Origin of the sequence: Streptomyces sp. P17, assembly GCF_032436805.1 — a bacterium.
Classification (GTDB): Bacteria; Actinomycetota; Actinomycetes; order Streptomycetales; family Streptomycetaceae; genus Streptomyces.
In genome coordinates, this window is the sequence record NZ_JAVRBF010000033.1 from 31,102 (window position 1) to 42,452 (window position 11,351).

13 protein-coding genes are annotated in these 11,351 nt (G+C 71.1%); 6 read left to right on the forward strand and 7 right to left on the reverse strand.

What is annotated here, in order from left to right:
• Nucleotides 1-99: 99 nt before the first annotated feature.
• Nucleotides 100-1,737 carry an alkaline phosphatase D family protein gene (locus RMT89_RS21885; RefSeq protein WP_315885444.1) on the reverse strand — a complete coding sequence of 546 codons (1,638 nt, stop codon included), beginning with the start codon at nucleotides 1,735-1,737 and terminating at the stop codon, nucleotides 100-102.
• 72 nt (nucleotides 1,738-1,809) lie between these two features.
• Nucleotides 1,810-2,454, reverse strand: a complete 645-nt coding sequence (locus tag RMT89_RS21890; RefSeq protein WP_315885445.1) for an HNH endonuclease family protein — start codon at nucleotides 2,452-2,454, stop codon at nucleotides 1,810-1,812.
• Between the two features lie 359 nt (nucleotides 2,455-2,813).
• Here RMT89_RS21890 and RMT89_RS21895 point away from each other — a divergent pair, with 359 nt between their 5' ends.
• Nucleotides 2,814-3,395 carry a TMEM165/GDT1 family protein gene (locus RMT89_RS21895; RefSeq protein ID WP_315885446.1) on the forward strand — a complete coding sequence of 194 codons (582 nt, stop codon included), beginning with the start codon at nucleotides 2,814-2,816 and terminating at the stop codon, nucleotides 3,393-3,395.
• A 169-nt stretch (nucleotides 3,396-3,564) separates the two neighbouring features.
• Entirely contained in the window at nucleotides 3,565-4,227 is a 663-nt protein-coding gene (locus RMT89_RS21900) for an HAD family hydrolase (RefSeq protein ID WP_315885447.1), read from the forward strand.
• A gap of 190 nt (nucleotides 4,228-4,417) precedes the next feature.
• On the opposite strand, the gene RMT89_RS21905 is transcribed toward RMT89_RS21900, so the two are convergent.
• Nucleotides 4,418-5,332 (reverse strand): peptidoglycan-binding protein, encoded by a 915-nt coding sequence (locus RMT89_RS21905; RefSeq protein WP_315885448.1) that lies wholly within the window; start codon nucleotides 5,330-5,332, stop codon nucleotides 4,418-4,420.
• Between the two features lie 190 nt (nucleotides 5,333-5,522).
• Here RMT89_RS21905 and RMT89_RS21910 point away from each other — a divergent pair, with 190 nt between their 5' ends.
• A complete protein-coding gene (locus tag RMT89_RS21910; RefSeq protein WP_315885449.1) occupies nucleotides 5,523-7,559 on the forward strand; it encodes an MFS transporter in 2,037 nt (678 codons plus the stop codon).
• Here the strand turns inward: RMT89_RS21910 and RMT89_RS21915 are convergent.
• On the reverse strand, nucleotides 7,552-8,043 hold the full coding sequence (locus RMT89_RS21915) for a GNAT family N-acetyltransferase (RefSeq protein ID WP_315885450.1): 492 nt from the start codon (nucleotides 8,041-8,043) through the stop codon (nucleotides 7,552-7,554). The two genes, RMT89_RS21910 and RMT89_RS21915, sit on opposite strands and share 8 nt — an antisense overlap.
• 108 nt (nucleotides 8,044-8,151) lie before the next feature.
• Between RMT89_RS21915 and RMT89_RS21920 the strand changes: the two genes are divergently transcribed.
• Nucleotides 8,152-8,835, forward strand: a complete 684-nt coding sequence (locus RMT89_RS21920; RefSeq protein ID WP_315885451.1) for a hypothetical protein — start codon at nucleotides 8,152-8,154, stop codon at nucleotides 8,833-8,835.
• A 5-nt stretch (nucleotides 8,836-8,840) separates the two neighbouring features.
• Nucleotides 8,841-9,128 carry a hypothetical protein gene (locus RMT89_RS21925; protein ID WP_399498465.1) on the forward strand — a complete coding sequence of 96 codons (288 nt, stop codon included), beginning with the start codon at nucleotides 8,841-8,843 and terminating at the stop codon, nucleotides 9,126-9,128.
• Here RMT89_RS21925 and RMT89_RS21930 read toward each other — a convergent pair.
• A complete protein-coding gene (locus RMT89_RS21930; protein WP_315885452.1) occupies nucleotides 9,117-9,536 on the reverse strand; it encodes a DUF1992 domain-containing protein in 420 nt (139 codons plus the stop codon). The two genes, RMT89_RS21925 and RMT89_RS21930, sit on opposite strands and share 12 nt — an antisense overlap.
• A 91-nt stretch (nucleotides 9,537-9,627) precedes the next feature.
• Here RMT89_RS21930 and RMT89_RS21935 point away from each other — a divergent pair, with 91 nt between their 5' ends.
• Complete coding sequence (locus RMT89_RS21935; RefSeq protein WP_315885453.1) at nucleotides 9,628-10,020, forward strand: hypothetical protein; 393 nt, start codon at nucleotides 9,628-9,630, stop codon at nucleotides 10,018-10,020.
• Nucleotides 10,021-10,030: 10 nt separating this feature from the next.
• On the opposite strand, the gene RMT89_RS21940 is transcribed toward RMT89_RS21935, so the two are convergent.
• The gene (locus tag RMT89_RS21940; RefSeq protein ID WP_315885454.1) at nucleotides 10,031-10,702 is read right to left on the reverse strand and encodes an O-methyltransferase; all 672 of its coding nucleotides are present in this window, start codon (nucleotides 10,700-10,702) and stop codon (nucleotides 10,031-10,033) included.
• A gap of 21 nt (nucleotides 10,703-10,723) precedes the next feature.
• Nucleotides 10,724-11,212 (reverse strand): DUF2330 domain-containing protein, encoded by a 489-nt coding sequence (locus RMT89_RS21945; protein ID WP_315885455.1) that lies wholly within the window; start codon nucleotides 11,210-11,212, stop codon nucleotides 10,724-10,726.
• Nucleotides 11,213-11,351 lie beyond the last annotated feature (139 nt).

Below are 11,351 nucleotides of genomic sequence, written 5' to 3' on the forward strand. Positions count from 1 at the left end.
GGGGTGGATCCGGGCCCGGGGTACGAGGACTGTGGGATGCGTCACTGGCATCAGGGGTATCGCGGGCCACGGGTGCGACAACCGCCCGAAAGGGGCGTATTACGGGCTGAGTTCGGACTCCACGACCGTCCGCAGCCGCGCCCCGCCGCCCTTCTCCGGGCGCGCCTGATCCAGCCGCAGCGTGGCCGAACGCCCGCGCAGGACCAGGGTCATCAGCTGGTTGCCGAACCAGGGCCCGCCCGTGCGCCGCCAGCCGATACGCGGGCGCGGCGCCCCACTGTGCCCCCCGATCCGCCGCCCCAGCGACCGCGCGACCGCGCTCCACCCGAACCGGAAGCCGAGACGGATGTACAGCGGGATGGAGTTGTGGACGGGGGAGCAGGTGAGCTGGACGACCCGGGCTTCGGGCCCGCCGCCCGGCCAGGTGGGCTCGGCGGCATACGCGTGATGGACGTCCCCGGACAGGACGCACACGGTCGCCGGCGCCCCGGGCCCGGAACCCGCCTCGCGGATCGCCTCCGCCAGCGCGTCGAAGGACGCCGGGAAGGCCGCCCAGTGCTCCAGATCCGCCGCGCGCCGCAGCCGCTCCCCGAAGCGGGCCCAGCGCTCGCCCCGTTCACCCCGGCACAGCGCGGCGTCCCAGGCCTCGGCGTCATGCACCAGATGCGGCAGCAGCCAGGGCAGCGAGGTGCCGATGAGGAGATGGTCGTAGGCCCCGCGCCCGTCCCGTATCTGCGCGCGCAGCCATTCGGCCTCGCCCGGGTCGAGCATGGCGCGGTTCTGCTCGTCGAGGACGCGGGCCGCGCGGGTGTCGACCATCAGCAGGCGTACGCGGCCGAAGTCGCGCCGGTAGCTCCAGCGCACGGAGTGCGGGTCGGCGTCGGCCCGGCAGGCGAAGGCGCGCAACTCGTCGGTGCCGTCGGGGGTTTCGCGTACGGCGGCGTAGAGCGGGTCGGTGGAAAGCTCGGCCGGGGTGAGGTTGCCGAGGTGCTGGTGGACCCAGTACGACATCAGGCCGCTCAGCAGACGCTCCCGCCACCAGGGGGTGGCCCGCATGTCGGCGAGCCAGGCAGCGGAGGTGTTCCAGTCGTCGATCACGTCATGATCGTCGAAGATCATGCAACTGGGCACGGTGGACAGCAGCCAGCGCACCTCGGGGTCGAGCCAGGACTCGTAGTAGAGGCGGGTGTACTCCTCGTAGTCCGCGACCTCGCTGCCCGGGGGCTCGCTCAGGTCGCGGCGGGCGGCGAGCCAGCGGCGAGTGTCCTCGGAGACCTCGTCGGCGTACACCTGGTCGCCGAGCAGCACCAGGACGTCCGGGCGTTCGCCGTCCGGCTCGGCGGCGATCCGGGCCGCGAGGGTGTCCAGGGCGTCCGGGCCGACCGGGTCGTTCCCGCCGTCCGGCGGGGCGGCCCAGCGGCAGGAGCCGAAGGCGACCCGGACGGTGTCGTCCGCGGCCGGGGTGCGGATCACCGAGGGCGGGAAACGGGAGTCGGGGAGCGGCCACACGCGCGTGCCGTCCAGGAACACCTCGTACGACTGTGTCGTGCCCGGTGTGAGACCGGTCACCTCGACGAGGGCGTAGTGGTGGCCCGCGACCTGGAAGGTCCGGGACGCGCCGGACGCGCCCTGGGCACCGCGCACCTCGGCGGCGCACGGACGGCTCGTCTCGACCCAGACGGTCGCGGACGAGCCGTCGGCGTATCTCAGCAGTGGTCCCAGGCGCAGTTCCGCCACGGTGATCCCTCCTCCGTCGCCCCGTACGGTACGGAACGACGGAGGTCACCGGGTAGGTTCCGGGATCTTCGGTCAGCAGGCGTTCAGGTAGCTGGTGAGCGCGCTCTTCTCGGCGGAGTCCACGGAGAGGTCGTAGTAGTACTTCACCTGGACCCAGGCGCGGACGTAGGTGCAGCGGTAGGCGGTGCGGGACGGCATCCAGGTGGCCGGGTCCTGGTCGCCCTTGGCCTGGTTGACGTTGTCGGTGACCGCGATGAGCTGCGGGCGGGTCAGGTCGTTGGCGAAGGCCTGGCGGCGGGAGGTGGTCCAGCTGTCGGCGCCGGAGTCCCAGGCCTCGGCCAGCGGGACCAGGTGGTCGATGTCGACGTCGGAGGCGGCGGTCCAGGTGGCGCCGTCGTAGGGGGAGTACCAGCTGCCGCTGACGGCGGCGCAGGCGGAGTCCTGGACGACGTTCGTGCCGTCGCGCTTGAGGACGACCTCACGGGTGTTGCAGGTGCCGGACTGGGTGATCCAGAGCGGGAAGAGGTCGCGGTTGTAGCCGGTGCGGTCCTCGGTCGCCACCGTGAGGGAGGCGAGGTAGGTGCGGGCCGTGGCGGCGCTGACCGGGGTGGGCAGCGCGGCGGAGGCGGTCGGGCCGTTGAAGAGGCTGACGGAGGCTATGAGACCGGTGAAGGCGGCGAGTATGCTCAGCCGTCGACGCGCGTAGAACTTCGACATGCGAACTCCCTTGGGGTGTGGGGGCGTTGGGCGTGCGAGCGAAGGAATGCTCGCCACGCCGTGTTGCGGGGAGGTGTGCGTTGCGTGAGAAGTTAATGACGCGTGCATGACATGACAAGGTTTACGGCGAAACGATCACGTACGATGGAGCGCGCAGAAGGGGAGTAGCTCTTCGCCGGACCGTCGACATACTGCTCAGCTCGTCTGAGCCGGCGCCCGGAGGCGGACCTCGATTCGGGGTCCTGCCAGCGAGACCTTCGGCAACGCAGTGCATTGACCGTGTGCTGCCGTGCCGAGGTGTCTTTTTTCGCAAGAGGTACTGCACTCTCGGCGGGGCGGCCCCGACCGATTGAGGAACCTTGATCACCTTCAGTGTGACGGCGCTTGTCTTCGGCGTCGTCTTTCTCGCGGAACTGCCGGACAAGACGGCGCTCGCGGGGCTCGTGCTCGGTACGCGCTACCGGGCGTCGTATGTCTTCGCCGGGGTCGCCGCGGCGTTTGCCCTGCATGTGGCGCTAGCCGTGGCGGCGGGCAGTGTCCTGACCCTGCTGCCGCAGCAGATCCTGCACGCGCTCACGGGTGTGCTGTTCCTGGGGGGCGCGGCGGTGCTGCTGCTGAAGAAGGGCGAGGACGAGGCGGAGGTCCGCAAGCCCGAGAACCAGTCCTTCTGGAAGGTCTCCGGGGCCGGGTTCATGCTGATTCTCGTCGCCGAGTTCGGTGATCTGACGCAGATCATGACGGCGAACCTGGCCGCGCGGTACGACGATCCGCTGTCGGTGGGACTCGGTGCGGTGCTGGCGCTGTGGGCGGTTGCCGGGCTGGGGATCGTCGGGGGCAAGGCGCTGATGAAGCGGGTGCCGTTGAAGCTGATCACGCAGGTGGCGGCGGTGTTGATGGCGGGGCTCGGGGTGTGGAGCCTGTGGGAGGCGATCGCCGGGTGATCTGCGGGTGATCTGCGGGTGAGCTGAACGGTCGGTGAACGTTTGCCGGGGGTGGTGGCGGGATCATGGAACGGTTTTGTACCGTGAGGGAACAAAGTGGTTCCCGCCCGTTTTCCCTGACCGGCGGGCGGGACCACCTTGGTTCCCGCCCCGTGCTTTGGAGCTGCCGATGACGGCCACCGCCGTGCTCACCGCCCGCGCCCTCCTGCTGGACATGGACGGCACCCTCGTCAACTCGGATGCCGTCGTGGAACGGATCTGGCGCCGTTGGGCCGATCGCCACGGTCTTGACGGGGACGAGGTCATGAAGGTCGTCCATGGGCGGCAGGGGTACGCGTCCATGGCGTTGCTGCTGCCCGGGCGGCCCATGGCGCAGAACCATGCCGAGAACGCGCGGATGCTCGCGGAGGAGACGGCGGACATGGAGGGTGTCGTCGCGATTCCGGGGGCGGGGTCGTTTCTGGCTGCGTTGCGCGCCGGGTCGGTGCCGCATGCGTTGGTGACGTCGGCGGATGTGGCGTTGTCGACGGCGCGGATGGGGGCGGCGGGGCTTGCGCTGCCGGATGTGCGGGTGACCGCGGAGTCCGTGGGGGCGAGCAAGCCGGATCCTGAGGGGTTCTTGAAGGGTGCGGCCGAGTTGGGCGTGGATCCGGCGGACTGTGTGGTCTTCGAGGACTCCGGGGCCGGGATTCAGGCCGGGCGGGCTGCTGGGATGCGGGTCGTGGGGGTTGGGTCTCGGGCCGGGTTCCATGGGCCTGATGTGGTGGTGCGGGATTTGACGGAGGTGCGGGTGGAGACGGTCGACGGGGGAGTGCGGCTGCACGTGGGCTGAGGCCGGGGGTTTTTCGCCCCCGCCGCCCCTGCCCGTCCCTCCCCCGAAGGGGGGACCCCCAGCAGGGGCTGCCGCCCCTTCGACCCCGCCCCAGGGGGCTCTGACCCCTGGAACCCCGCTCCTCAAACGCCGGAGGGGCTGAAATCTGCGGCACCGGCACGGGGGTCTGGGGCGAAACGCTTCGCGAGTTCTACGGCTCCGTCGTCTCCGACTCCAAGCTCGCCCTCGTTTCCGCCGTGTACACCCCCAGGTCCTCCCTGCCCACCCCCCGGCTCCACTGGTAGTTCCTCAGGGCGTCCTCCAGCTGGCGGTTGAAGTTGCCGTTGATGTCGTCGTTGTAGAGGTAGAGCTGGTTCAGGCGGAGTTGGAGTTCTGTCACCTCCGGGCCCTTGTCGCCCCGGCGGAGGACGGGGGGCCCGGGGTCGGGCGTGGTTTCGGCAGGCGGGGCGTCCGAGGCTTTGGCCGGGGTTGAAGACGGGGTGGGGCTCTGCGTGGCGGACGGGGTCGCGGACGCGCTTGACGCCGAGGGGGCCGGGGACTCGCTCTTCGTCGCCGACGGACTCGGGGACGCCGATGTCCGGGACGGGGACGCGGACTTCGGGGCCGGCGTCGACTTGTCGCTCGGCGTCGGGTCCGGGACGCTTGCTCGTACCGCCTCCGGCAGGGCCGTGTCGCGGGTGGGGGACTCGTAGCTGAACAGGCCGCTGGCCATGCCCGCTGCCGCCACCACCCCGACCATGCCAGCCGCCGCTCCCAGCAGCAGTACCGTCCTGCGGCGGCCCCTCGGGCGTTCCTCCGAGGTGGGCTCCGGGGGCGAGGACGGGGCCTCGAAGAGGTGGAGGTCCGTCGCGTTCGGCTCCGCCGCCGGCACCGACAGCGGTGTGCGCAGGGGCATCGTCGACGACGGGTCCGGGTCCGGCGCGCCGTCCAGCTCCACGTACGGCCGTATGCGCAGTGGATCGAAGTCCTCCGCCGCTGCCACCTGGGCCTCGCGCGCATCGCGCAGGGCCTCGGACGCTCGTTCCGTGCAGGCGCAGGACGGGGTGTGGTCGGCCCCCCGAGGCGCCCCGCACTCCGGGCACCCGTGGTCCTTCGGCTCGGTCACCTGTTCGTCCCTCTCCCTCGCGACTCCCCTCGCGAACTCCAGAGATTATGCAGATTTCCTTCACGTCGTCGCCGCGGCACCCCGCAAAGTCCGTCTTGCGACAGGACTCACAGGATTCGACAGGCCATAACCGGCCACACCGACCACGATGGAAGGTGCATCTGGCGCCGGGAGGCCTCGGGAGGTCCGTATGGCCGGGGAGACCCACGCGCGGCGCGGCGCCGCGGTCCGGGAGAACGTCCCGGGCAACGTCCTCGTCCCGATCGGCGCCCTGCTGCTCGGGATGCTGCTCGCCGCCCTCGATCAGACCATCGTGTCCACCGCGCTGCCGACCATCGTCAGCGATCTGGGGGGCATGGACCATCTGTCGTGGGTCGTCACCGCTTATCTGTTGGCCTCCACCGCGGCCACTCCGCTGTGGGGCAAGCTCGGTGACCAGTACGGGCGCAAGCGGCTCTTCCAGACCGCCATCGTCATCTTCCTCATCGGGTCCGCGCTGTGCGGCATGGCTCAGGACATGCCTCAGCTCATCGCCTTCCGGGCACTTCAGGGGCTTGGGGGCGGTGGGCTCATGGTGCTGTCCATGGCCATCGTCGGGGATCTTGTCTCTCCCCGTGAACGCGGGCGCTATCAGGGGCTGTTCGGGGCCGTCTTCGGTGCCACCAGTGTGCTCGGGCCGCTCCTCGGCGGGCTCTTCACCCAGCATCTGAGCTGGCGTTGGGTGTTCTACATCAACCTTCCCGTCGGTGTCGTCGCCCTCGCCGTCATCGCCGCCGCGCTGCACATCCCGCGCCGCACCGAGCCCCATGTCATCGACTATCTCGGCACCTTCCTCATCGCCTCCGTCGCCACCTGTCTCGTCCTGGTCGCCTCCCTCGGCGGCACCACCTGGGGCTGGGGCTCGGCGCAGATCGTCTCGCTCGCCGTGCTCGGTGTCGTCCTCGCCTTCGCCTTCGTGGCCGTGGAGCGCCGGGCCGCCGAACCCGTCCTGCCGCTCAAGCTCTTCCGGATCCGCACCTTCACCCTCGCCGCGGTCATCAGCTTCATCGTCGGGTTCGCGATGTTCGGCGCGATGACCTATCTGCCGACGTTCCTCCAGGTCGTCCAGGGCGTGACCCCGACCATGTCCGGGGTGCACATGCTGCCGATGGTGCTCGGCCTGCTGCTGGCCTCCACCGCCTCCGGGCAGATCGTCAGCCGTACCGGGCGCTGGAAGGTCTTCCCGATCGCCGGCACCGGTGTGACCACCCTCGGGCTGCTGCTCCTGCACCGGCTCGACGTGGACAGCTCCACGGCCGTCATGAGCACCTTCTTCTTCGTCTTCGGGCTCGGGCTCGGCCTCGTCATGCAGGTGCTGGTGCTGATCGTGCAGAACGCCGTGGCCTACGAGGATCTCGGCGTCGCCACCTCCGGCGCGACCTTCTTCCGGTCCATCGGGGCCTCCTTCGGCGTCGCCATCTTCGGCACCTTCTTCGCGAGCCGCCTCGGCGACAAGCTCGCGGACGCCTTCCGGGGCGCCGAACTGCCCGCCGGTGTCTCGGCGGACGCGCTGGAGGCCGACCCGCGCGGCATCGCCGAACTGCCGGCCGCGCTCCAGCCCGCGGCGGTGGACGCGTACGCCACATCCATCACCGACGTCTTCCTCTACGCCGCCCCCGTCGCCCTCCTCGGCTTCGTCCTGGCCTGGTTCCTCAAGGAGGACAAGCTGCGCGGGTCGGTCACCGCGCCGCATGTCACCGAGACGCTGGCCAGCAATCCGGTGCAGCGGTCGTCGTACGACGAGGTGTGCCGGGCGCTGTCGGTGCTGGGCACGCGCGAGGGGCGCCGCGAGATCTACCGGAAGATCACCGAGCGGGCGGGCTACGACCTGCTGCCCGGGGCGAGCTGGCTCCTTCTGCGCATCAAGAAGTACGGCTGGGTGGAGCCCGGCCGGCTCGCCGAGCGCAGCACCGTCCCGCTCCCGGTGATCCTCGCCGCCGCCCGCCAGGTCGAGGAGCGCCGCCTCGCCCAGCGCGAGGGCCTCGACCTCGTCCTGACCGACCAGGGCCGCGAGGTCGCCGACCGACTCGCCCAGGCCCGCGAGGACTCCCTCGCCGGACTCCTCGGCGACTGGTGGGGCCCGGACCGGCCCACCGGTCTGGCGCAGCTCGTGAAGGACCTCAACGCCGAGCTGTGCGGCTCGGACCGCGAACAGCCTCACAACGGGGCGCCCGCGAAGATCAGTTGAGGTCCTTCGCGAACCAGTGCTCGGCGTAGACGTCGTCGTTGTGCGGCTCGGTCCCCGTGTAGCCGAGCCGGGCGTACAGGGCCCGGGCCTCCCTCAGGTCGCTCCGGGTGTCGAGGATCATGCGGGCGGCGCCCATCGCGCGGGCGGCCTCCTCGGCGGCCCGGACGAGCAGCGGGGCGCCGCCCTTGCCGCGCAGCGACTCCCGCACGAACACCCGCTTCAGCTCGGCGGTTCCGGCCGACAGCAGCCGCACACCCGCCGTCCCGGCCGCCTCACCCGCGAACCGCGCCACCAGCAATCGCCCCTTCGGCGGCCGGAGCTCGTCCCAGCTCACCGCCGCGATCTCCCGCTCCAGCTCGTCCGGATCGGTGCGGCGGCCCTCGTGCAGGAGGTAGTAGCGGTCGCTGACCTCCGTGTAGTACGCCCGCCAGAGTGCGGTGGCGGCCGGGGAGTCCGGGGCTTCCGGGGTGATGGTCCAGGTCATGGCGGTCATTGTCGGCCGGCGCCGTTTGAGGAGGCCGGGCGGGGCTACCCGGACCCGGTACCGGTTCGCAGGGAGGACCGGTTGGGTCGAGAACCCCGGAAGGCATTCATGTCCACAGGTCTGATCATCGCTCTGATCGTGATCGTGGCGGCCGTTCTCATCGTCGCGGCCGTCCTGTTCCTGCGCGCCCGAGGCGGGCAGGGGGGCCGGAGCCTCAAGCGGCGCTTCGGGCCCGAGTACGACCGGGCCGTGGCCCGGCACGACGGTGACACCAAGGCCGCCGAGCGGGAGCTTTCCGAGCGGGTGCAGCGGCACGGGTCGCTGCGGGAGCGCCCGCTGGAGCCCGCGCGGCGGCAGCAGTACGAGACACGCTGGGCGGCCGCCCAGGAGCACTTCGTCGACTCGCCGCAGCAGGCGGTCAGCGAGGCCGACCGGCTGCTCGCCGAGCTGGCCGGTGACCGCGGCTTCCCGGACGGCGGACGGTACGAGGAGCAGCTCGCCGCGCTCTCCGTCCACCACGCCGGTCATGTGGACGGCTACCGGCGCGTCCACCGTGCCGCGCACGCCGGTGCGGGCGGAGGTGCCGGGATCGCGGCCGTCGGGCAGAGCGGCGGGGCCGGCACCGAGGAGATGCGGGAGGCCATGATCGAGGCCCGGCTGCTCTTCGAGGAGCTGGTGGGGCAGTCCGAGAACAAGCGTCACCGGGCGGCTCCGGAGGAGTCCGCCAAGCCCACCGAAGGCCACGGCCACACGCCGTGGGCGATCACCAGGCGTCACGCGAAGGGGAGCTGAGTGACATGACCGAAGGCACCGCCACGCCTCTCCTCCCCCGTGAGGAGTACGACAAGCTCGAAACCCGGCTCCAGCACGCCATGTCCGGATTCGTCGACGAGCCCCGCGCCTCCGTCGAGGAAGCCGACAAGGCGCTGGAGGAGATCACCACACGGTTCACCGACGCCCTGAACCAGCGCCGGCGCACCCTGCGCGGCTCCTGGCAGGGCGACGAGTCGGCCTCCGACACCGAGCAGCTCCGCCTCGCCCTGCGCGACTACCGCGAGCTGGCCGACCGGCTGCTACGCGTCTGACGCATCCGACAGCCTGGCCCGACGCCATTGCCGTACGACGTCCTCGACGTCGTACGGCTTCTTTCCGAGCGGGGGACCCGGCGGCGGTTTGAACATCATGCCGCGGATCTTCGCGTTGACGTCCGTGATGATCTTCCGGACCAGCCGCTCCGTGGGCGCCTTCAGCGCCGCCTCCAGCGCGTCCTCGGCCTCCTTGCGCAGCGCGAGCGTCGGCGGCAGGACGGACAGCCCCTCGCGGGCCATCTTCTGCCTGACCCACCACAGTTCGTCGTACGTGGTGTCCGTGCCCGGCGGCAACGGCCGTCCCGCCCCGGGGAGATGGGAGAAGTCACCGCGTCTCTCCGCGTCGCGGATCTGCTTGTCCACCCAGGACTCGAACGGGACGCCGGGTGGCTTTCGCTCGGTCATGAGTCCATTGTGCCGGACACGGCCGGGCCGGGCGATTTATCATGCGGCCGCTGTACAAGGACACTTCAAGGAACATTTCAGAGGAGCGCACGTGCTCGAACTCACCATGGCCGCCGTCACCGCGGCGGAGGAGGGTGCCACGGCCGGCATGCTCATGGCCGAGGCACCCAGCGAGCCGGGCGCCGTGCTCCGCGTGGGCCGCGACAAGTCCGTGTGCCGGCTGTCCACGCCGGACGACTGGCTGTTCATCTCCCGGGTCCACCTGGAGTTCCTGTGCGGCCCCGACGGCACCTGGCAGGTGACCTGGCTGCGCGGCTCCCAGCCCGACCCGTCCTCCGAGGTCCGGCTCACGATCGGCGACTACGCCCAGCCCCTCGCCTACGGCGGCACCGCGCCTCTCCCCAGGGGCGGCAGCGGAGAGATCATCGTCAAGGACCGCACGGCGCCGCGCAGCGTCAACGTCGGCTTCTACCACGAGGTGTAGCCGAAGGCTCCTACGCCAGCACCCTCGCCAGCGCGAACCCGTCGTAGCCCTTGCTCCCCACCGTCTGGATCGCCGTACCGCTCAGCCGCGGGTGGCTGCCGATCAGCTCGATGGCCGCCCGCGTGCCCCGTACGTCCGCCGCCGTGCTGTCCGCGTCGGCGACCCGGCCGCCGCGCACCACGTTGTCCACGATGATCAGGCTGCCCGCGCTGGTGAGCTTCAGCGCCCACTCCACGTAGTGGATGTTGTTCGCCTTGTCGGCGTCGATGAAGACCAGGTCGAAGGGGGCCTGGTTCTCGTCGGCGAGGTGGGGCAGGGAGTCCAGGGCCGGGCCCACCCGGACGTCGACGAGCTTCTCCAGGCCCGCGCGGGCGATGTTGCGGGCGGCCACCTCGGCGTGCTTCGGGCTGTACTCCAGGGAGACCAGGCGTCCGTCCGCCGGCAGGGCGCGGGCCAGCCAGATGGTGCTGTAGCCGCCGAGCGTGCCGATCTCCAGGATGTTCCGCGCGCCCTGGGTCACGGCCAGGAGGTGGAGGAGCTTGCCCTGCGGGGCGGTGACCGCGACGTGCGGGAGTTCCGCCGCCTCGCTGTCGCGCAGGGCCGCCTGAAGCGCTTCGTCGTCCGGCGAGAGGTGGGTGGTGAAGTAGTCGTCCACGGCGTCCCAGAGCTGCGACTCGCTCATGTACGTGTGCCTTTCCTATGGCTAGTTAGAGCGGCTAAGTAGCGGTGCTAAGGAATATAGTCGCCGACCGGCCGCCGTGAACGGCGTACGAGGAACACCGACACGGCCGCGATCCCCGCCGTGAGCGCGCCCGCGATCGTCAGCAGCCACGCCGGGATCCCCGCCACCGCCCTCAGCCGGTCCTCGTGGCTGATCCTGTTGGAAGGGGTCTTCGGTGGGCGCCCGGCGCAGGACGTGGTCGGCCGAGATCGACTCGGGGTGCGGGAACTCCTGGCCGATCGCGGTCAGATACGGCGTCCCGGCCGTCACTTCCGTCAGCGGGCCGGATGCCGCGTTCACCCGTCCGGCGTATGTCACCCGGGGCCGTTCACCGCCGATCCGGGACGCCGGTTCCATGCGGTGCCCGGCGAGCACGTACAGGCCCAGGGACCGCGGGGTCTGCGCCGGCCGGGACAGGCGCATCGGGTAGACGGGCTCGGCGCCCACCTGCGCGGCCGGCAGGGCCGGCACCACGGCAACGACACGCGCACGTGCCCGACCCCGCAGACACCCCGCCACCTCAGAAGCGTCCCGCCGTGCCGCCAAGGCTCGGACGGTACGGGCGACGCGGCGGACGGGTGTGCTCCGGTCCGCATTGTGGTCCATCTCG

What these genes read in the sequence shown, in the direction of transcription:
- RMT89_RS21890 (WP_315885445.1), bottom strand. Translation starts at nt 2,454, where the DNA reads ATGTCGAAGTTCTACGCGCGTCGACGGCTGAGCATACTCGCCGCCTTC.
- RMT89_RS21900 (WP_315885447.1), top strand. Translation starts at nt 3,565, where the DNA reads ATGACGGCCACCGCCGTGCTCACCGCCCGCGCCCTCCTGCTGGACATG.
- RMT89_RS21910 (WP_315885449.1), top strand. Translation starts at nt 5,523, where the DNA reads ATGGCCGGGGAGACCCACGCGCGGCGCGGCGCCGCGGTCCGGGAGAAC.
- RMT89_RS21915 (WP_315885450.1), bottom strand. Translation starts at nt 8,043, where the DNA reads ATGACCTGGACCATCACCCCGGAAGCCCCGGACTCCCCGGCCGCCACC.
- RMT89_RS21920 (WP_315885451.1), top strand. Translation starts at nt 8,152, where the DNA reads ATGTCCACAGGTCTGATCATCGCTCTGATCGTGATCGTGGCGGCCGTT.
- RMT89_RS21925 (WP_399498465.1), top strand. Translation starts at nt 8,841, where the DNA reads ATGACCGAAGGCACCGCCACGCCTCTCCTCCCCCGTGAGGAGTACGAC.
- RMT89_RS21930 (WP_315885452.1), bottom strand. Translation starts at nt 9,536, where the DNA reads ATGACCGAGCGAAAGCCACCCGGCGTCCCGTTCGAGTCCTGGGTGGAC.
- RMT89_RS21940 (WP_315885454.1), bottom strand. Translation starts at nt 10,702, where the DNA reads ATGAGCGAGTCGCAGCTCTGGGACGCCGTGGACGACTACTTCACCACC.